This is a genomic window from Streptomyces sp. NBC_00299 (assembly GCF_036173045.1).
In the GTDB taxonomy this organism is placed as follows: Bacteria; Actinomycetota; Actinomycetes; order Streptomycetales; family Streptomycetaceae; genus Streptomyces; species Streptomyces machairae.
On sequence record NZ_CP108039.1, the window covers coordinates 6,804,338 to 6,823,322 of the forward strand.

The 18,985-nt window shown below is 69.8% G+C and carries 15 protein-coding genes; 6 read left to right on the plus strand and 9 right to left on the minus strand.

Features of this window, described 5'->3' with window-relative positions:
- Positions 1 to 72: 72 nt before the first annotated feature.
- On the minus strand, positions 73 to 1,659 hold the full coding sequence (locus OHT51_RS30310) for an MFS transporter (protein WP_328882086.1): 1,587 nt from the start codon (positions 1,657 to 1,659) through the stop codon (positions 73 to 75).
- Between the two features lie 217 nt (positions 1,660 to 1,876).
- Between OHT51_RS30310 and panB the strand changes: the two genes are divergently transcribed.
- Positions 1,877 to 2,755: a 3-methyl-2-oxobutanoate hydroxymethyltransferase gene (panB, locus tag OHT51_RS30315; RefSeq protein ID WP_328882087.1), complete on the plus strand. Its 879-nt coding sequence runs from the start codon at positions 1,877 to 1,879 to the stop codon at positions 2,753 to 2,755.
- A gap of 132 nt (positions 2,756 to 2,887) precedes the next feature.
- On the opposite strand, the gene OHT51_RS30320 is transcribed toward panB, so the two are convergent.
- The 3 genes from OHT51_RS30320 to OHT51_RS30330 all read right to left on the minus strand — a co-directional run bounded on the left by OHT51_RS30320 (position 2,888) and on the right by OHT51_RS30330 (position 6,288).
- Complete coding sequence (locus OHT51_RS30320; RefSeq protein WP_328882088.1) at positions 2,888 to 4,828, minus strand: S53 family peptidase; 1,941 nt, start codon at positions 4,826 to 4,828, stop codon at positions 2,888 to 2,890.
- Between the two features lie 168 nt (positions 4,829 to 4,996).
- The gene (locus OHT51_RS30325; RefSeq protein ID WP_328882089.1) at positions 4,997 to 5,620 is read right to left on the minus strand and encodes a DUF305 domain-containing protein; all 624 of its coding nucleotides are present in this window, start codon (positions 5,618 to 5,620) and stop codon (positions 4,997 to 4,999) included.
- A complete protein-coding gene (locus OHT51_RS30330) occupies positions 5,617 to 6,288 on the minus strand; it encodes a DUF3105 domain-containing protein (protein ID WP_328882090.1) in 672 nt (223 codons plus the stop codon). The genes OHT51_RS30325 and OHT51_RS30330 overlap by 4 nt, the downstream gene beginning before the upstream one ends.
- A 187-nt stretch (positions 6,289 to 6,475) precedes the next feature.
- On the opposite strand from OHT51_RS30330, the gene OHT51_RS30335 reads away from it, so the two are divergent.
- Positions 6,476 to 6,910 (plus strand): Rrf2 family transcriptional regulator, encoded by a 435-nt coding sequence (locus OHT51_RS30335; protein WP_328882091.1) that lies wholly within the window; start codon positions 6,476 to 6,478, stop codon positions 6,908 to 6,910.
- A 13-nt stretch (positions 6,911 to 6,923) separates the two neighbouring features.
- Here the strand turns inward: OHT51_RS30335 and OHT51_RS30340 are convergent, their stop codons facing one another.
- A complete protein-coding gene (locus tag OHT51_RS30340) occupies positions 6,924 to 8,147 on the minus strand; it encodes a globin domain-containing protein (protein ID WP_328882092.1) in 1,224 nt (407 codons plus the stop codon).
- 331 nt (positions 8,148 to 8,478) lie between these two features.
- Here OHT51_RS30340 and OHT51_RS30345 point away from each other — a divergent pair, with 331 nt between their 5' ends.
- Positions 8,479 to 9,840 carry a glutamine synthetase family protein gene (locus OHT51_RS30345; RefSeq protein ID WP_328428208.1) on the plus strand — a complete coding sequence of 454 codons (1,362 nt, stop codon included), beginning with the start codon at positions 8,479 to 8,481 and terminating at the stop codon, positions 9,838 to 9,840.
- 54 nt (positions 9,841 to 9,894) lie between these two features.
- Here OHT51_RS30345 and OHT51_RS30350 read toward each other — a convergent pair whose 3' ends face one another.
- Both OHT51_RS30350 and OHT51_RS30355 read right to left on the minus strand, forming a co-directional pair.
- Positions 9,895 to 10,347 (minus strand): VOC family protein, encoded by a 453-nt coding sequence (locus tag OHT51_RS30350; protein WP_328882093.1) that lies wholly within the window; start codon positions 10,345 to 10,347, stop codon positions 9,895 to 9,897.
- An 11-nt stretch (positions 10,348 to 10,358) separates the two neighbouring features.
- Positions 10,359 to 10,871, minus strand: a complete 513-nt coding sequence (locus tag OHT51_RS30355; RefSeq protein WP_328882094.1) for a pyridoxamine 5'-phosphate oxidase family protein — start codon at positions 10,869 to 10,871, stop codon at positions 10,359 to 10,361.
- Between the two features lie 172 nt (positions 10,872 to 11,043).
- Here OHT51_RS30355 and OHT51_RS30360 point away from each other — a divergent pair, with 172 nt between their 5' ends.
- On the plus strand, positions 11,044 to 14,043 hold the full coding sequence (locus tag OHT51_RS30360) for a bifunctional [glutamine synthetase] adenylyltransferase/[glutamine synthetase]-adenylyl-L-tyrosine phosphorylase (RefSeq protein ID WP_328882095.1): 3,000 nt from the start codon (positions 11,044 to 11,046) through the stop codon (positions 14,041 to 14,043).
- 30 nt (positions 14,044 to 14,073) lie between these two features.
- Here OHT51_RS30360 and OHT51_RS30365 read toward each other — a convergent pair whose 3' ends face one another.
- Positions 14,074 to 15,039 carry a phosphatase PAP2 family protein gene (locus tag OHT51_RS30365; RefSeq protein WP_328882096.1) on the minus strand — a complete coding sequence of 322 codons (966 nt, stop codon included), beginning with the start codon at positions 15,037 to 15,039 and terminating at the stop codon, positions 14,074 to 14,076.
- Positions 15,040 to 15,182: 143 nt separating this feature from the next.
- Complete coding sequence (locus OHT51_RS30370) at positions 15,183 to 16,217, minus strand: LacI family DNA-binding transcriptional regulator (RefSeq protein ID WP_328882097.1); 1,035 nt, start codon at positions 16,215 to 16,217, stop codon at positions 15,183 to 15,185.
- 383 nt (positions 16,218 to 16,600) lie between these two features.
- On the opposite strand from OHT51_RS30370, the gene OHT51_RS30375 reads away from it, so the two are divergent.
- A complete protein-coding gene (locus OHT51_RS30375) occupies positions 16,601 to 17,869 on the plus strand; it encodes an extracellular solute-binding protein (protein WP_328882098.1) in 1,269 nt (422 codons plus the stop codon).
- 110 nt (positions 17,870 to 17,979) lie between these two features.
- Positions 17,980 to 18,984, plus strand: a complete 1,005-nt coding sequence (locus OHT51_RS30380; protein WP_328882099.1) for a carbohydrate ABC transporter permease — start codon at positions 17,980 to 17,982, stop codon at positions 18,982 to 18,984.
- The last annotated feature ends 1 nt before the right edge of the window (position 18,985 follow it).

Consider the following 18,985-nt stretch of genomic DNA (forward strand, 5'->3'; position numbering starts at 1 on the left):
GTGTACGGCGTCGGCGTGCACTACGCCGCGGGGTACGAGGCGCGCGTCGGCGCCTGTCGTGCCCCCCGTCTCCTACTCCGCTGCCGCCAACTCCCGTTCCGTCTCGCCCTCCTGAGGTGCCGCCGGCCGCCCCGGCAGGAACAGCCCGACGACCACCGCACCGAGCACCGCGACGCCCGCGCCCCACAGGGCGGTGACGTGCATGGCGTGCAGGAAGGCGTCGTGGGCCGCTCCGACGAGCGCGTCGCCCCGCGGCCCGAGCCGGTCCGCGACGCCGAGCGTGGCCTCGATGGACTCGCCCGCGGTGTGCCGCAGGCCCTCCGGCAGCACCGTGAGCCGGTCCTCGATGTCACCCCGGTACGCGGTCGACAGGACCGAGCCCAGCACGGCGATGCCGAGCGCGCCGCCGACCTGCCGGAAGGTGTTGCTGAGCGCGGAGGCGGAGCCGGCCTTCTCGCGGGGCAGGGCCTGCATGATGACGACGCTGACCGGGGTCATGATGTGCGCCATCGCGGTGCCCATGAGGAAGAAGACCACCTCCAGGATCCAGATCGGCGTGTCCGCCTCGAACGTGGCGAACGCGGCCAGCGTGGCGGCGATCAGCAGCATGGCGCCGGTGGTGGTGGCGCGGTTGCCGAACCGGTCGACGACGAGCCGGGCGCGCGGGGCGAAGATCATCTGGGCGGCGGCGAGCGGCAGCATCAGCAGTCCGGTCTCCAACGGCGAGTAGCCGCGCACGCTCTGGGTGTAGAAGACCGAGAAGAACGTCACGCCCATCAGGGCGAAGAACACCAGCGCGATCACGCCGATCGCGGCCGAGAAGACCTTGTTGCGGAAGTACGTGACGTCGATGGACGGATGGTCGCTGCGCTTCTCGAACACGACGAACGCGGCGAGCACGGCGACGCCGGAGCCGATGGTCGCGAGGACCGTCGGGTTGGTGAAGTCGGCGAGCTGGCCGCCCTTGATGATGCCGTAGACGAGCAGGACGAGGCCGACGACGGAGAGCACGACGCCGACGGGGTCGATACGGCCGGGCTTCGGGTCACGCGAGTCCGGGACCAGCCACAGCATCAGCGCGAGCGCGAGCAGCACGATCGGCACGTTGATGAGGAAGACGGACCCCCACCAGAAGTGGTCGAGCAGCACGCCGCCCGTGATGGGCCCGATGGCGATGGCGAGCCCGACACCGCCCGCCCAGATGCCGATGGCCTTGGGCTGCTCCTCGCGCTCGAAGACGTTCATCAGGACGGCGAGGGTGGCCGGCATGACGAAGGCGGCGCCGAGGCCCATCACCGCGCGGAAGGTGATGAGCTCGCCGGGCGAGCCGGAGAACGCGGCGAGGGCGGAGCCGATCCCGAACACGGCGAGCCCGCCGAGCAGGACCTTCTTGCGGCCGAGCCGGTCGCCGAGGATGCCCGCGCTGAACAGCAGGCCCGCGAAGACGAGGGTGTAGGCGTTGATCGCCCACTCCAGCTCGCTCTGGGTGGCGCCGAGCCCGGTCGGGGCCGGGGTGGAAATGGTCTTGATGGCGACGTTCAGGATCGAGTTGTCCAGGACGACGATCAGCAGGCTCAGCATCAGCACGGCGAGGATCGCCCAACGGCGCCGGTGCACGGCTTCCGGTATGCGGGGGGCTGTGGCGGCGGGAGAAGTCATGCCGTCGACGCTACCGCCTTTACGATACGGAACCGTCTCGTATCTTAAATTCTTACCGAGTACTTACGCGGGACGGAACGCGGGGCGGAACACCGGGCGGCACACCGGGGCGGAACTCACACAGGGAGGTCTGGCCGTCCCTGGCACGAGGTGCCACCATGGAGGGGATCCGGGGACGCCGTAAGGGCGCCTCGAGATGACAGAAGGAGCCGTTGCAATGACGCAGCTTTCGGCTGCCCAGACGCCTCAGGCGAAGACCTCCGACGGCAGCAGCAAGGCGCTGTACGGGGGGAAGGGCACACGCCGTATCACCGTTCGCGACATCGGCCTCGCCAAGGAGCGGGGCGAGAAGTGGCCCATGCTCACCGCCTACGACGCGATGACCGCGTCCGTCTTCGACGAGGCCGGCATCCCGGTCATGCTCGTCGGCGACTCGGCGGGCAACTGCCACCTCGGCTACGAGACCACCGTGCCCGTGACGCTCGACGAGATGACCATGCTCTCGGCGGCCGTCGTACGCGGCACGTCCCGCGCCCTCATCGTCGGCGACCTGCCCTTCGGCTCGTACCAGGAGGGCCCGGTGCAGGCGCTGCGCTCGGCGACCCGGCTGGTCAAGGAGGCCGGCGTCGGGGCGGTCAAGCTGGAGGGCGGCGAGCGCTCGCACGAGCAGATCCGCCTGCTGGTCGAGTCCGGCATCCCGGTCATGGCCCACATCGGCCTGACCCCGCAGTCCGTCAACGCCATGGGCTACCGCGTCCAGGGCCGCGGCGAGGAAGCCGCCGCGCAACTCCTGCGGGACGCGAAGGCGGTCCAGGACGCGGGCGCGTTCGCGGTCGTCCTGGAGCTGGTGCCGGCCGAACTGGCCGCCGAGGTGACCCGAGTACTCCACATCCCGACCGTCGGCATCGGCGCCGGTGCCGAGACCGACGCCCAGGTCCTGGTCTGGACGGACATGCTGGGCCTGACCGGCGGCCGCGTCCCCAAGTTCGTCAAGCAGTACGCCAACCTCCGCGAGGTCATGGGCAACGCGGCGAAGGCGTTCGCGGACGACGTGGTCGGCAGAACGTTCCCGCGGGAGGAGCACTCGGTCCACTGAGCCCTGCCGGGCTCGGCCACCCCTGAACCAATGCGGCACCACAGCGCCCCGCCGATCTTCCCCCGTCGGCGGGGCGCCTTTTTGTGCCGTTCGCGTGCCGTGCTTGCCCTGCTCGTGCCGCGTTGCCGCCGCTCAGCGACGTCGGTACGACTCCACATAGCCGCCCGCGGGCGTCCCCACGCCCGTCACGTCGTCGTAGCCCTTCACGGCCTGCAGGGAGCTGTCCTTGCCGAGGGTGCGCACGGACGTGGTCAGGCCGCCGGTCGCGTCGTAGCCGTTGACGTAGTCGACGCGGGCGACCGCGAGGCCGGAGCCCGTCGGGTTGTCGGTGACGTCGTGGTACGCCTTCGAGCCGTACCGGGCGTAGATCGCCGGGTTGGCGAAGCCGAGCGGCTTGCCGCCGCGGGCCTCCTGCGCGAGGGCCTGGACGGCCGCGATCACCGGCGCCGCGAGCGAGGTGCCGCCGAGGCGGTACTCGTCATAGGCCTGCGTCGTCCCGTCCGGCAGGGTCTGCGTCTGGCCCACCAGGAACCCGGTGTTCGGGTCGGCGATCGCCGCGATGTCCGGGACGACACGGTTGCCGCCGGTGCTGTTGGCCTTGGCGAGCGCGTCCGGCACGACGCCCTTCTGCCAGTACGGCTCGGCGACCGTCTTGCTGGTACCGCCGCCGGCGCCCGAGTTGAACGCGCCCGGGAAGCCGGTCCAGCTCTTGCCGTCGGCCGACAGGACCGCCTTCTTGGTGCCCCAGCCGGTCTCCCAGAGGTACTTGTCGCCCTTGCCGACCGCCAGCGAGGTACCGCCGACCGCCGTCACCCACGCCGAACTCGCCGGGATGTCCACCTGCTTGGTGCCGCTGCTCGCGACCTCGTCGCCGTCGTCGCCGGAGGAGTAGTAGAAGCCGATGCCCTCGACCGCGCCGAACTGGAAGACCTCGTCGTAGGCGGCCGCGAGGTCCGGCGTCTGGGCGTCCTCGGTCTCGCCCCAGGAGTTGGAGACGAGGTCGGCCAGATGGTTGTCGACGATCTTGCTGAGCGAGTCCAGCAGGTCCTCGTCGTAGCAGGACGCGGCGCCCACATAGGTGACCTGCGCGCCGGGCGCGACCGCGTGCACGGCCTCGACGTCGAGGGTCTCCTCGCCGTACCAGCCTGCCGCGCCGCACTCCTCGGTCCGTGTGTACTGCGCGGGCAGGACCTGGCGCAACTGGCCGCTCTTCCAGGCCGCGTCGCCGTTGCGCTTCGCGTAGGTGCCCGCGTCGTAGGCGATGGTCGGGGAGGCGTACGCGTCGGTGATGGCGATGCGCACGCCCTTGCCGGTCCGCTTGCCCGCGCCGTACGCGGCGCGCAGCTGCTTGCCGGTGTAGCCCTTGACGGCGTACGGGATCTTCGTGCCGTACGCGTCCGGCAGCGTGGTCGCCACCTTCGAGCCGTGGTACGTCGAAAAGGGCCCGGCATTGCGGAACACCGTCTCCGGCGGCGGGAGTTGGTCCTGGTGGCTCGCCAGGTGCGGCGCGTTGTCCAGGCCCGTGACCGTCAGGACGGCGCCCTTGAGGCTGTCCGGCACCGACGCGGTCGCCGTGGGCGCGCGGTAGGTCTTCGCGCCCTTGGTGTAGTTGTGCAGCTGGGTGCCGAACGCCTTCTCCGCGGCGGCCACCTCGCCGGTGACGGCGACATAGTGCTGCGTGACACCCGTGACCTTCAGACCGGCCGACTGCAACCAGCTCCTGACGGCGGCCACTTGTGCCTTCGTCGCGCCGAAACGGGCCTGGGCCCGGCCGGCGCTGAGGTACTTGCCGTACGACGCCGAGCTCGGGTCCGACACGGCCTTCGCATAGGCGGCGAGGCCGGCCGCGTCCCGGCCCGCCAGGTAGACCCGTGCGGAGACCCGGGCACTGTCCGCGGCCGCGCCCCGGTCCGCCCTGGCCGTGGCCCAGGCGGGCTTGGTGCCGGCGAGTGTGTCGCGGCCCTGGTCCGCAGCGTGCGCCGCGGGTATGCCGAGCGCCAGCGCGCCGGTGAGGAGAGGCAGTGTCGCCGCCAAGCTCACCGAGGCGCGCAGCGCGGCACGGTTCGATCTCATGGAACCCCCTGTGTGGTTCGTGCGTGCGAGTGGATCACCCGACGGTGGCCACTTAAGCGACGAACCGTTCACGCCAGGGGAATGCCCGGACCAAGAAGGTCCCAACTAACCTAATGACAAAGCCATTTCGACAGCCACGGCGGCAGCTGCGGCGAACAGCCGGCGACATCAGGACCGCGGCTTCGCGCCCCGCTCCTTCAGCATGTCCGCCATCAGGTCGATCTCCGACTGCTGCCCGTTCACCATGGTCTGCGCGAGCCGCTTCTCCACGCCGACCGCGCACTTGTCGACACAGCCCTCGGCCATGTGGATGCCGCCCTTGTGATGGGCCGTCATCAACTGGAGGAAGAAGATCTCCGCCTGCTTGCCGCTGAGCCCCTGAAGCTTCTTCATCTCCGTGTTGGTCGCCATGCCCGGCATCAGCGCGCCGTCCTCGCCGGCGGGCATGTCACCCATGCCCATCCAGGTCATCGGCGCGTCCGACGACACCTTCGGCAGCTCCCACAGGTCCAGCCAGCCCAGCAGCATGCCGCGCTGGTTGGCCTGGGTCTGCGCGATGTCGTACGCGAGCCGCCGGATCTCCTCGTCCTTCGTGCGGTCGCGCACGATGTACGACATCTCCACGGCCTGCTGGTGGTGCACCGCCATGTCACGCGCGAACCCGGCGTCCGCCGAGTCGGCGCCCGGCGTCCCGCTCGAACCGCCGTCCTCGGCGACCGCGTAGGTGAGCGCGCCGACCGCGACGAGCACGGCCGCCGCGGTCCCCGCTGTCCAGCCGACGTGCTGCCTCACTCCGACAGACCGCCCGTGCACGGCGCGCCGAGCTCGGGTGTCTGCTCGCCCTGGACGTACCTCTCGAAGAACTTGGCGACGTTCGGGTCGCTCGCGCTCGTCACCGTGCGCTGGTGCCCCCACGCGCTGAGCATGATCGGGTCCTGCTGCTTCTCGTCCGGGCTCATCAGCGTGTACGGCGTCTGCTTGACCTTCGCCGACAGCGCCTCGACGTCGGCCTTGGCGGCCTTGGACGTGTAGGTCACCCAGACCGCGCCGTGCTCCAGCGAGTGCACGGCGTTCTCCTTCGCGAGTTCCTTGTCGTAGACGTCGCCGTTGCAGTTCATCCATGCCCGGTGGTGGTCGCCGCCGACCGGGGGCTCCATCGGGTACCCGACACTGGTCTCGACGTGGGTGCTCGACAGCTTCTTGCTCCAGGTCTTCACGCCGTCCTTCCCCGTGACGAACTTCCCGGGGGTCTTGTCGGCCGGCCGCTTCGCCTCGTCCTTGTCGTCGTCGGACTGCGACCGGACCAGGACGACACCGGCGGCCACGAGACCGACGACGACCACCACGCTGGACGCGATGGTGAGGATGCGGTTACGGCGCTCACGGGCATGCTCGGCACGCCGCATCTCCTCTATTCGCGCCTTGCGAGCCGCGTTGCTCTTGTTCTTGGCGGAGCCCATGAGGTGTTGTCCTTCTGGGGAAAGGGACGGTCGGGTCCGCTGATCGTAATGGGGAAGGTGTGACATCTCGTAGAGAGGATGTCGAGAGGACAGAGGAAAGGCCGGATCGGGATGATCCCGCCGGTCGGGCGAGGGTCGCTTCCCGAATATTTTGAACCGCGGATGCGCATTATCTACGCTGCCGTACATGCGGCTGTTGCGCTCCACCGACCTGGCACTACGGCTCCTCATGCGGCTCGCCGTCCTGGAGGGTGCCACGCCGACGACCCGCGAGGTCGCGGCGGACATGGAGGTGCCGTACACGCACGCCGCCAAGGTCGTCGCCGAGTTGCAGCACCTGGGCCTGGTGGACGCCCGCCGGGGCCGCGGCGGAGGGCTGTCGCTCAGCGACAGGGGCCGCACCGCCTCGGTCGGCGCGGTCGTGCGCGCCTTCGAGGGGGACGGCGATGTCGTCGAGTGCGAGGGCGACAGCCCCTGTCCGCTCAACACCGGGTGCCGGCTGCGCGGTGCGCTGCGCCGGGCCCAGGAGGCCTTCTTCGCCTCGCTGGACCCGCTGACGCTGGCCGACGTGACCGCTGACCCCACCGGGCCCCTGCTCCTCCAGATCGGCCGGACACCCTGAGGCCGACCCGGCTTCAGGTCTCCCGCGCGAGCCAGAGGTCGGGGCCGAACACCTCGTAGTGGATGTCGGCCGGTGCCACACCCTTCCCGATCAGCTGCGCCCGCACCGCCCGCATGAAGGGCAGCGGACCGCACAGGTACGCGCGCGTGCCCTTCGGAACGGCGACGCCGGTGAGGTCGACCCGGCCGGCGCGGCGGGAGGCGTCGGCGCCGCCCTCGTAGTGGTCGGCGCCCTCCTCGTACCAGAAGTGGACCGACGCGTCCGGCAGCTTCCCGGCGTACGCCTCGTGGTCGGCGCGCAGGGCGTGCTCGGCGGGGGAGCGGTCGCCGTGCACGACGACCACGGGGCCCTGGTGCCCGGTGTCCGCGAGCTGCCCCAGCATGGCGACGATCGGGGTCACGCCGATGCCGGCCGAGGCGAGGAGCAGCGGTGCGGCCGTGCCGTTGCCGGCCAGGTTCCCGGCCAGGGCGAGATCGCCGTACGGCGCCGACACGCGCAGCCGGTCGCCGACGTGCACGCGCGCGTGGAGGTGGTTCGAGACCTCGCCGTCGGGAGCCGTGCCGCCGCGGACCCGCTTCACGCTGATCTGGCGCAGGGGCGAGCCGGGCGCGGCCGAGAGGCTGTACTGGCGTATCTGCCGAGCCCCGTCCGGCAGCTCGACCTGGACGGAGACGTACTGCCCGGCCCGGAAGTCCGCCGCCGGGCGGCCGTCGGCGGAGCGCAGCCGGAAAGTGGCCACGTCGGCGGTCTCCTCGACGCGCCCGACGACCTCCCACTCCCGCCATGCGCTGCCGCCGCGCTCCTCGTACAGCCGCTTCTCGATCGCGATCAGGGCGTTCGCCATCAGCCAGTAGACCTCGTCCCAGGCGGCCGCGACCGCGGGCGTGACGGCCTCGCCGAGCACGTCGGCGATCGCGGCGAACAGGTGCTCGTGGACGAGCGCGTACTGCTCCGCCGTGACACCCAGGGAGGCGTGCTTGTGGGCGATGCGGCCCAGCATCGCGTCGGGCCGGTCGTCGGGGTGGTCCACGAGGTACGTCGCGAACGCGGCGATCGACCCCGCGAGGGCCTGGCGCTGGGTGCCGGCCGCCTGGTTGCCGCGGTTGAACAGGTCGCGCAGCAGCTCGGGGCGGGCCGCGAACAGCCCGGCGTAGAAGCGCTCGCTGATCTCGTCGATGGCGCCGCCGACGACGGGGAGGGTGGCACGCACGGTGGCGACGGACTGCTCGGACAGCATCGGGTCTCCTCGGGCTCGACCGGGCGGCGCAAGGGCGCCCGCCCGCCCCTCATTAAAACTTGCATCTGATATGCAAATTAAAGCGGGGTGGGTCCTGGGGGACCGGGCGTTACGGATGTCGGTCCGAGCAGGCACTATGGGCGGCAGAGCAGTTCACCGGGCACCGCGGCGGGACACCTGCCGTTTGCCGGGCGTTCGATCGGAGATCGCTGTGGCGATCAAGGTGCGCAACGCGCCTGAAACGGTGTTGTGGTGTGATGCTCAGGTGCCCGACCGCCTCCCGCCGCACCGGAGACAGGCGGCCTGACCAGCAAGGATGGGGAAGCGCAAGATGGACAAGCAGCAGGAGTTCGTGCTCCGGACGTTGGAGGAGCGCGACATCCGGTTCGTACGCCTGTGGTTCACGGACGTGCTGGGTTTCCTCAAGTCAGTGGCCGTGGCCCCCGCCGAGCTGGAGCAGGCCTTCGACGAGGGCATCGGCTTCGACGGCTCCGCGATCGAGGGTTTCGCCCGGGTGTACGAGTCCGACATGATCGCCAAGCCGGACCCGTCGACGTTCCAGATCCTGCCCTGGCGCGCCGAGGCCCCCGGCACCGCCCGCATGTTCTGCGACATCCTCATGCCGGACGGCTCCCCGTCCTTCGCGGACCCGCGCTACGTACTCAAGCGCGCGCTGGCCCGCACCTCCGACCTGGGGTTCACCTTCTACACGCACCCCGAGATCGAGTTCTTCCTGCTCAAGCACAAGCCCCTGGACGGCTCCCGGCCCACCCCGGCCGACGAGTCGGGCTACTTCGACCACACCCCGCAGAACATCGGCATGGACTTCCGCCGCCAGGCGATCACCATGCTGGAGTCGATGGGCATCTCCGTCGAGTTCTCCCACCACGAGGGCGCGCCGGGCCAGCAGGAGATCGACCTGCGCTACGCCGACGCACTGTCCACGGCGGACAACATCATGACGTTCCGCCTGGTCATGAAGCAGGTGGCGCTGGAGCAGGGCGTCCAGGCGACCTTCATGCCGAAGCCGTTCTCCGAGCACCCGGGCAGCGGCATGCACACGCACCTGTCCCTGTTCGAGGGCGACCGCAACGCGTTCTACGAGTCGGGCGCCGAGTACCAGCTCTCCAAGGTCGGCCGCTCCTTCATCGCGGGCCTGCTGCGGCACGCCGCGGAGATCTCCGCGGTCACCAACCAGTGGGTGAACTCCTACAAGCGCATCTGGGGCGGCTCCGAGCGCACCGCGGGCGCCGGCGGCGAGGCCCCGTCGTACATCTGCTGGGGCCACAACAACCGCTCGGCCCTGGTCCGCGTCCCGATGTACAAGCCCGGCAAGACGGGCTCGGCGCGGGTCGAGGTCCGGTCCCTGGACTCCGGGGCCAACCCCTACCTGGCGTACGCCCTCCTGCTGGCCGCCGGCCTCAAGGGCATCGAGGAGGGCTACGAGCTCCCGCCCGGCGCCGAGGACGACGTCTGGGCCCTGTCCAACGCCGAGCGCCGCGCGATGGGCATCGAGCCGCTGCCGCAGAACCTGGGCGAGGCCCTGTCCCTGATGGAGCGCAGCGACCTCGTCGCCGAGACGCTGGGGGAGCACGTCTTCGACTTCTTCCTGCGCAACAAGCGGCAGGAGTGGGAGGAGTACCGCTCCGAGGTCACCGCGTTCGAGCTGCGGAAGAATCTGCCGGTTCTCTAAGGCTTCGCGCAGGGCGCGGGGTCGTGTTCACGACCCCGCGCCCTCCTCACGGCGTTACTGCCCGCGCTCGTTCACCTGTTCCGTCAGGAGCTGGTGCAGCGGCTTCGTGGCCCTCTGGCGGTATTCCTGGACCGACCAGCCGTTGCCGTCGGGGTCCTTGAAGTACATGAAGGTGGCGCCGTCGTCAGGGGTGTACTGGACCGGCTCGGAGATGTCGAGGCCGCGTTCGACCAGTTCCGCGTGGGCCGCCTTGATGTCGGCCACGCAGAGCTGGAGGCCCTGGTAGGAGCCGGGCTCGGGGACGGTCTCGCCCTTCGTCATGTCCCAGATGCTGTCGCCGAGGGCGATCGAACAGCCGGAGCCCGGAGGCGTCAGCTGGACGATGCGCATGCCGGGCATGACCTCCTGGTCGATGTCGACGTGGAAGCCGACCTTGTCCCGGTAGAAGTCGCGGGCCCGGTCGATGTCGCTCACGGGCAGCGGGATCACTTCGAGCGTGAAGTCCATTCCTGGTCCTCCTAGGAAAAACGCCAACGAGTCTGGCTGAACGGCTCACCCTTACCGAAGCCGAAAACCGTGCTCGGCGCCACCGAGTAGACGTAGGCGTGTCCCGCGCCGTGCCGGAAGCTGCCGTCCGCGACGTCGAAGTGCCAGAAGCTGCCGTACTTCGCCTCCCACCCGGCGGCCAGCTCGCGTAGACGGGCCTCGTCGGTGATCCGTACCGCCTCGCCCTCGACCACCAGGTCGTAGCCCTTGTCCCAGCGGTTCGTGCCGGTCGTCAGGACGAGGTGCGGGTTGGCCGCCAGATTCCGCGCCTTGCGCTCCTCCGGGCCCGTGCAGAAGTGCAGGGCCCCCTGGGACCAGACCGCCGGCAACGGAGTCACATGCGGGCGCCCGTCCGGCCGTACCGTGGAGATCCAGAACAGCTCGGCCTCGGCCAGCAGCTTCTCCGCCTCGGGCCACGGAACCGCCGTGGCCGTCTCGTCGCTGTAGCGCCCATCCAGCCGGGTCTGCGGTTGCGTGTCAGTCATCGGACGGCCTCCAGATGTGTCGGCGGAATATGTCGTCGGACGTGTCCCTCGACAAGGAAGACCCCACGGACCACCCGAACTCATCGGCGCCACTGGCGGACTCTCCGGCTAGGCTCGACCGGGTACGACCTTGATCGGGCGCACACGACCCCGATCGGACGGGAGGGCGAGCATGACGGCGCCGGGGCGCAGGAGCAGTACTTTCACGCGGCTGCTGCGGCACGGTTTCACCGACCCGTCGGACGCCGAGCGCCTCCTGGACAGCGACGAGCTCGCGCCGGTCAGGAACGACCCGGTCCTGCTGGAGGCCCTCGGCGCCACCGCCGACCCCGACCTCGCCCTGCACGGCCTCGTCCGGCTGCTCGAGGCACAGCCCGGTCCCGCCGCCCAGCGGGAGCTGGTGGACACGCTGATAGCGGCCAAGCCCCTGCGCGACCGGCTGCTCGGCGTGCTCGGCGCCTCCGCCGCGCTGGCCGACCACCTCGCCAAGCACGCCGGCGACTGGCAGGAACTGGCCATGTACGAGCCGCGGGATCTGCACCCCGGCGTGGAGGAGTTCGAGCGCGGACTCGCCGGGGCCACCGACCCGGTGTCCCTGCGCGTCGCCTACCGGCGCTGTCTGCTGTCCATCGCCGCCCGTGACGTGTGCGGCACCACCGACCTGGCCCAGACGGCCGCCGAGCTCGCCGACCTCGCCACCGCGACCCTGCGCGCCGCGCTCGCCATCGCCCGCTCCGCCGCGCCGGAGGACGCCGCACTGTGCCGGCTCGCGGTGATCGCGATGGGCAAGTGCGGGGGCCACGAGCTGAACTACGTCTCCGACGTCGACGTCATCTTCGTCGGCGAGATCGCGGACGGCGCCGACGAGGCCAAGGCCCTGCGGTCGGCCACCAAGATCGCCTCGCACATGATGCGCATCTGCTCGGAGACCACCGTCGAGGGCTCCATCTGGCCGGTCGACGCCAACCTGCGGCCCGAGGGCAGGAACGGCCCCCTGGTGCGCACGCTCAGCAGCCACCTCGCCTACTACCAACGCTGGGCCAAGACCTGGGAGTTCCAGGCGCTGCTCAAGGCACGCCCGGTGGCGGGCGACATCGAGCTCGGTGAGGCGTACGTCGCCGCGCTGGAGCCCCTGGTCTGGAAGGCCGCCGAGCGGGAGAACTTCGTTCCCGACGTGCAGAAGATGCGCCGCCGGGTCGTGGAGAACATCCCCGTCGCCGAGCTCGACCGCCAGCTCAAGCTGGGGCCGGGGGGACTGAGGGACGTCGAATTCGCCGTGCAGCTACTGCAGTTGGTGCACGGACGGGACGACGTGTCCCTGCGCAGCGGCACCACGCTCGATGCCCTGCAGGCCCTCGCCGCGGGCGGCTACGTCGGCCGTGCCGACGCCGCGCAGCTCGACGCCGCGTACCGGTTCCTGCGCTCCATGGAGCACCGCATCCAGCTCTACCGACTGCGCCGCACGCATCTGGTGCCCGAGGACGACGCCGACCTGCGGCGCATCGGCCGCTCCCTCGGCCTGCGCGCCGACCCGGTCGCCGAGCTGAACCGCGAGTGGAGACGGCACGCGAGCGTCGTACGGCGTCTGCACGAGAAGATCTTCTACCGGCCGCTGCTCGACGCGGTCGCCCAACTCGCCCCCGGCGAGGCCCGATTGAGCGCCGGGGCGGCGCGCGAGCGGCTCGTCGCGCTCGGGTACGCCGATCCGGCCTCCGCCCTGCGCCATCTGGAGGCGCTGGCCTCCGGCGTCAGCCGCAAGGCGGCGATCCAACGCACCCTGCTGCCCGTCCTGTTGGGCTGGTTCGCCGACTCGGCCGATCCGGACGCGGGCCTGCTGAACTTCCGCAAGGTGTCGGACGCGCTCGGCAAGACCCCTTGGTACCTGAGGCTGTTGAGGGACGAAGGCGCCGCCGCCGAGAACCTCGCCCGGGTGCTGTCCGCCGGCCGGCTCGCCCCCGATCTGCTGCTGCGGGCGCCCGAGGCCGTCGCACTGCTCGGGAACGGGGGCGGCGGCAGCGGGCTGGAGCCTCGCTCGCGCGGCCATCTGGAGCAGGAGATCATCGCCGCGGTGCGCCGCGCCGACGGTGACGTCCAGGCGGTCACGGCGGCCCGTGGGGTGCGCCGGCGGGAGCTGTTCCGTACGGCCGCCGCGGACATCGTCGACTCCTACGGCACCGAGACGAAGCCGCCCGAGGCCGACCAGGGGGCCCTTGTGGACCGGGTCGGGGCGGCGGTGTCGGGGCTCACGGCAGCGACGCTGGCCGGCACGTTGCGGGCGGTGGTGCGGGCCGGCTGGGGTGACACGCTGCCCACCCGGTTCGCGATCATCGGGATGGGGCGCTTCGGCGGGCAGGAGCTGGGTTACGGCAGTGACGCGGACGTCCTGTTCGTGCACGAGCCGCAGGACGGCGTCGACGAGCACGAGGCCGCCGTGGCCGCGAACCGGGTCGTCGAGGAGATGCGGCGGCTGCTGCAGATCCCGAGCGCGGATCCGCCGCTGCTGATCGACGCCGATCTGCGGCCGGAGGGCAAGTCGGGGCCGCTGGTGCGGACGCTGAACTCGTACGGGGCGTACTACCGCCGGTGGTCGCTGGTGTGGGAGTCGCAGGCCCTGCTGCGGGCCGAGGCGGTGGCGGGGGACGCGGATCTGGGGCGCCGGTTCATCGAGATGGTCGATCCGCTGCGGTATCCCGCGGGTGGGCTCGGTGAGGACGCCGTGCGGGAGATCCGGCGGCTGAAGGCGCGCATGGAGTCCGAGCGGCTGCCTCGCGGTGCCGACCCCAAGCTGCACACCAAGCTCGGACCGGGTGGGCTCTCCGACGTCGAGTGGACCGTTCAGCTGCTTCAGATGCAGCACGGCTCGGGCGTGCCGGGACTGCGGACGACCCGGACCCGGGAGGCTCTCGCCGCCGCCCGCGACGCCGGGCTCATCTCGGACGAGGACACGGCGATCCTGGACGAGGCGTGGGTGCTGGCCACTCGGGTGCGCAATGCCGTGATGCTGGTGCGGGGGCGGGCCGGCGACACGTTTCCGTCGGATGCGCGGGAGCTGGCCGCTGTGGGACGTTACCTGGGGTACGAGCTCGGTCACGTCGGGGACATGCTCGATGCGTATCGGCGTACCGCCCGGCGGGCTCGGGGTGTGGTGGACGAGCTGTTCTACGGGGGGTAGCGCTGCGGCCCGTGGGGGTGCGCGCAGCGCCTAACGGTGTGGTTGGGGTCGAGGCCGTGCCGTGGGGTCTCCGTCCTCGGCCGGGCGGCTCGGTTCCTCGGAAGGCTGCTCGGCGTTGACGCCCGCCGCTGCCGGCGGAGATCCCCCGGCACGTCCCCTTGCCGTCCTTGGCGCGTGCGCCACTCGCCTGGGCAGTGCGTACGGCAGCTTTCCGTACCAGAGGCGGGCCACCGTGTAGCCGAACGCCAGGCAGATGAGGCCTCCCACCGCGTCCAGCCAGAAATGGTTGGCCGTTGCGACGATCACCAGCAGGGTTGCCGTCGGGTAGAGGAGGCCCAGGACGCGGACCCAGGGGATCCTTGCCAGGGCGAAGATCGTCAGGCCGCTCCAGACGGACCAGCCGATGTGCATGGACGGCATGGCGGCGTACTGGTTCGACATGTTCTTCAGGTCGCCCGAGGCCATCGAACCCCAGGTGTCGTGGACCAGCACCGTGTCGATGAAGCCGGTGTTGGTCATCAACCGTGGGGGGGCGAGCGGGTACAGGTAGTAACCGACCAGGGCCACGCCTGTGGTGGCGAAGAGGACCAGGCGGGTGGCCGCGTAGCGGCCGGGGTGGCTGCGGTAGAGCCAGACGAGGACACCCAGGGTGATGATGAAGTGCAGCGTCGCGTAGTAGTAGTTCATGCCGACGATCAGCCAAGTCACCGAGTTCACGGCGTGGTTGATCGACTCCTCGACGGCGATGCCGAGTTGGTGCTCCAGCTTCCAGAGCCAGTCGGCGTTGTGCAGGGCCTCGGTCCGCTGCTCCGGCACCGCGTTGCGGATCAGTGAGTACGTCCAGTAACTCACCGCGATCAGCAGGACCTCGAACCAGAGGCGAGGGCGGCGCGGAGTGCGCAGTCGGCGCAGGGGCCCCCGCCCCGTCTCGTCCGCGACGGGGGGCAGAACGGCCGCTTCCCGGCCTTCCAGTGTCGTCACGGAGGTGTCACCCATGGGCACAGAGTCTGCCAGAAAAGACTTCCCCGACCGATCATCCCGCGGTTGGGTTCAGGACGCACGTTCTACGGCCGACGTACAGCTCCATACTCATACCAACGCAGGGGAGGGACCGGTCTATTCTCCGCCTCGCGGACGACTTAGGGACGATTCCTGTCACCGGGTGCCGAAGCGGTCGAACCCCGCACCACCAGCTCCGGCATGAACACGAACTCGCTGTGGGGGGCGGGAGTCCCGCCGATCTCCTCGAGGAGCGTGCGTACTGCGGCCTGGCCCATCGCCGGCACCGGCTTGCGGACCGTGGTGAGCGGCGGGTCGGTGAAGGCGATCAGGGGGGAGTCGTCGAAGCCGACCACCGAGATGTCCTTGGGGACGTCGAGGCCGAGCTGCCGGGCCGCCCGTATCGCGCCCAGCGCCATCATGTCGCTGGCGCAGACGATCGCGGTGCAGTCGCGCTCGATCAGAGCGGTGGCGGCGGCCTGGCCGCCCTCCAGGGTGTAGAGCGAGTGCTGGATCAGCTCGGTCTCGATGACGTCCGTCGGCAGGCTCAGCTGGTCCTGAATCGTACGGACGAAGCCCTCGATCTTGCGCTGCACCGGGACGAAGCGCTTGGGGCCCAGAGCCAGGCCGATGCGCGTGTGACCCAGTGAGGCGAGGTGGGTGACGGCCAGGTTCATGGCCGCGCGGTCGTCGGGGGAAATGAAAGGTGCCTGGACCTTGGGCGAGAAGCCGTCGACCAGGACGAAGGGGACACCCTGGGCGCGCAGACGCTCGTAGCGCTGCATGTCGGCGGTGGTGTCGGCGTGGAGGCCGGAGACGTAGATGATGCCGGCCACTCCGCGGTCGACCAGCATCTCCGTCAGCTCGTCCTCGGTCGAGCCGCCCGGAGTCTGTGTGGCCAGCACCGGGGTGTAGCCCTGCCTGGTGAGGGCTTGGCCGATGACCTGGGCCAGGGCCGGGAATATCGGGTTCTCCAGCTCCGGGGTGATCAGGCCGACCAGGCCCTCGCTGCGCTGGCGCAGGCGTACGGGGCGTTCGTAGCCGAGTACGTCGAGTGCGGCCAGCACGGACTGGCGGGTGGTCGAAGCGACGCCCGGCTTCCCGTTGAGGACGCGGCTGACGGTCGCTTCGCTGACCCCCGCCTGAGCAGCGATGTCGGCAAGCCGTGTGGTCACGGCACTGGACTGTACCGGCCGTATGTCGCCTTGCACACCAATCGGACGCCGTGGGCGACCTGTTGGCCGTCGCGGCCCGGGCTGCTGCGTCATCGCGCTCCCTCGTGAAAGTGATGGCAAGAGCTTGCAGAGTCTTGCACAACCCGCCTCCATGCCGCTCCACCGTTGAAAAGAAGCGTCTCATGGTGGTCGCCGAGCGGTCACACCCGGATAACTTCGACGTTCCCTTGCACTTTTTTTCTGCAAGGTCTTTCGTAAGTCTTTCAGCGCTGTTACGTTCACGTCGCCCGGCGGCCGCAACGGCGCAGTCGGCAAGACAGCAGAGGGCAGGCAGACGGGGCCGCCCCTGCATCACACGGGCTTTTCACCCTCAAGGAGATCTCATGCGGCGTGGCATAGCGGCCACCGCGCTGGTGGCGTCCCTCGCCCTCGCGGCGACGGCCTGCGGCGGAAGTGACAGCGGCGACAGCGCCGACGGGCCGGTCACCATCACCTGGTGGGACACCTCCAACGCCACCAACGAGGCACCGACGTACCAGGCCTTGGTCAAGGAGTTCGAGGCCGCCAACAAGGACGTCAAGGTCAAGTACGTCAACGTGCCGTTCGACCAGGCGCAGAACAAGTTCGACACCGCCGCCGGCTCCAAGGGTGCCCCGGACATCCTGCGCTCCGAGGTCGGCTGGACCCCCGCCTTCGCCAAGAAGGGCTTCTTCCTGCCGCTGGACGGCACCGAGGCCCTCGCCGACCAGGCCAAGTTCCAGCCCAGCCTGATCGAGCAGGCCAAGTACGAGGACAAGGTCTACGGCGTTCCGTTCACCACGGACACCCTCGCCTTCGTCTTCAACAAGAACCTGTTCAAGAAGGCCGGCGTCGAGGCCCCCAAGACCTGGGACGACCTGAAGAAGGCCGCCGCCAAGATCAAGGACAAGACCGGCGTCGACGGCTACTGGGGCTCCACCCAGGCCTACTACGCCCAGACCTTCCTCTACGGCGAGGGCACCGACACCGTCGACGCCGACGCCAAGAAGATCACCGTCGCCGGCGCCGAGGCCAAGAAGGGCTACGGCACCTGGCTGAGCCTCTTCGACGGCAAGGGCCTGCACAAGGCCGACACCACCGCCGACGCCTACGCCCACATCCAGGAGGCGTTCGTCAACGGCAAGGTCGCCGCGATCATGCAGGGCCCCTGGGAGATCACCAACTTCTACAAGGGCTCCGCGTTCAAGGACAAGGCCAACCTCGGCATCGCCACCGTCCCGGCCGGCTCGTCCGGCAAGGCGGGCGCCCCGACCGGCGGCCACAACCTCTCCGTGTACGCCGGCTCCGACGAGGCCCACCAGAAGGCCGCGCTGAAGTTCGTGAACTTCATGACGTCGCAGAAGGCGCAGGAGACGATCGCCCTCAAGAACTCCACGCTGCCGGTCCGTGACGACGCCTACACCGCCGAGGTGAAGGCCGACCCGGGCATCGCCGGTTACCAGACCGTCCTCGCCTCCGCCCAGCCGCGTCCCGCGCTGCCCGAGTACAGCTCCCTGTGGGGCCCGCTGGACACCGAGCTGCTGAAGATCGCCGGTGGCAAGGAGTCCCTCGACAAGGGTCTGAGCACCGCCGAGACCTCCATCGCCAAGCTGGTCCCGGACTTCAGCAAGTAACCCCGAGTGGCCGCCGGAACTCCCTGACCATGGGGGGAGAGTTCCGGCGGCCACCGGCCTGTGCGCCGTACACCCCCTGATCTGCCGAACTTCGAGAAGGTTGTCGAACCATGACAGTCGCCATCGACCGCGCGACCGGCAAGCGCCGCGGTGATCGCGCGCCGCGGCCCGGCCTGCGCCAGCGCCTGAAGCACGGCTACCAGAAGCACTGGTACGCCTACGCGATGATCGCCCCGGTGGTGATCGTCCTCGGCGTTCTCGTGCTGTATCCGCTGGTGTACGGCTTCTATCTCACGCTCACCGACGCCAACAGCCTCAACTCGGCCCGCACGATCGGCGTCAACGAGATCGAGGCCACCTACAAGTTCATCGGCCTCGACAATTACGCCGACATCCTGTGGGGCGAGACGGCCTACGACCGCTTCTGGTCGCACTTCATCTGGACGATCTTCTGGACGGCGGCCTGCGTCACCCTCCACTACACCATCGGCCTGGGCCTCGCCCTGCTGCTCAACCAGAAGCTGCGCGGCCGCACCCTGTACCGGCTGATCCTGATCCTGCCGTGGGCCGTGCCGACCTTCGTCACCGTCTTCGGCTGGCGGTTCATGCTCGCCGACGGCGGCATCATCAACTCGTTCCTGGAAACGCTCCACCTGCCGACGCCGCTGTGGCTGGAGGACACTTTCTGGCAGCGGTTCGCCGCGATCATGGTGAACACCTGGTGCGGTGTGCCGTTCATGATGCTCTCGCTGCTCGGCGGACTGCAGTCCATCGACTCCTCGCTCTACGAGGCCGCCGAGATGGACGGCGCGAGCAGGTGGCAGCAGTTCCGGTACGTCACCGTGCCGGGCCTGAGGTCCGTCAGCTCCACCGTCGTACTCCTCGGCATCATCTGGACCTTCAACCAGTTCGCCATCATCTTCCTGCTGTTCGGCGACACCGCTCCGGACGCGCAGATCCTCGTCACCTGGGCCTACTACCTCGGCTTCGGACAGCAGCCGCGTGACTTCGCGCAGTCGGCCGCCTACGGCATTCTGCTGCTGGCCATCCTGATCGTCTTCACCTCCTTCTACCGCCGCTGGCTGAACCGCAATGACCCGCAGCTCGCGATCTGAG

Bases quoted from the DNA above. Each gene is read 5' to 3' on its own strand.
- OHT51_RS30310 (WP_328882086.1), bottom strand. From the start codon at position 1,659: ATGACTTCTCCCGCCGCCACAGCCCCCCGCATACCGGAAGCCGTGCAC.
- panB (WP_328882087.1), top strand. From the start codon at position 1,877: ATGACGCAGCTTTCGGCTGCCCAGACGCCTCAGGCGAAGACCTCCGAC.
- OHT51_RS30320 (WP_328882088.1), bottom strand. From the start codon at position 4,828: ATGAGATCGAACCGTGCCGCGCTGCGCGCCTCGGTGAGCTTGGCGGCG.
- OHT51_RS30330 (WP_328882090.1), bottom strand. From the start codon at position 6,288: ATGGGCTCCGCCAAGAACAAGAGCAACGCGGCTCGCAAGGCGCGAATA.
- OHT51_RS30335 (WP_328882091.1), top strand. From the start codon at position 6,476: ATGCGGCTGTTGCGCTCCACCGACCTGGCACTACGGCTCCTCATGCGG.
- OHT51_RS30340 (WP_328882092.1), bottom strand. From the start codon at position 8,147: ATGCTGTCCGAGCAGTCCGTCGCCACCGTGCGTGCCACCCTCCCCGTC.
- OHT51_RS30345 (WP_328428208.1), top strand. From the start codon at position 8,479: ATGGACAAGCAGCAGGAGTTCGTGCTCCGGACGTTGGAGGAGCGCGAC.
- OHT51_RS30350 (WP_328882093.1), bottom strand. From the start codon at position 10,347: ATGGACTTCACGCTCGAAGTGATCCCGCTGCCCGTGAGCGACATCGAC.
- OHT51_RS30355 (WP_328882094.1), bottom strand. From the start codon at position 10,871: ATGACTGACACGCAACCGCAGACCCGGCTGGATGGGCGCTACAGCGAC.
- OHT51_RS30360 (WP_328882095.1), top strand. From the start codon at position 11,044: ATGACGGCGCCGGGGCGCAGGAGCAGTACTTTCACGCGGCTGCTGCGG.
- OHT51_RS30365 (WP_328882096.1), bottom strand. From the start codon at position 15,039: ATGGGTGACACCTCCGTGACGACACTGGAAGGCCGGGAAGCGGCCGTT.
- OHT51_RS30375 (WP_328882098.1), top strand. From the start codon at position 16,601: ATGCGGCGTGGCATAGCGGCCACCGCGCTGGTGGCGTCCCTCGCCCTC.
- OHT51_RS30380 (WP_328882099.1), top strand. From the start codon at position 17,980: ATGACAGTCGCCATCGACCGCGCGACCGGCAAGCGCCGCGGTGATCGC.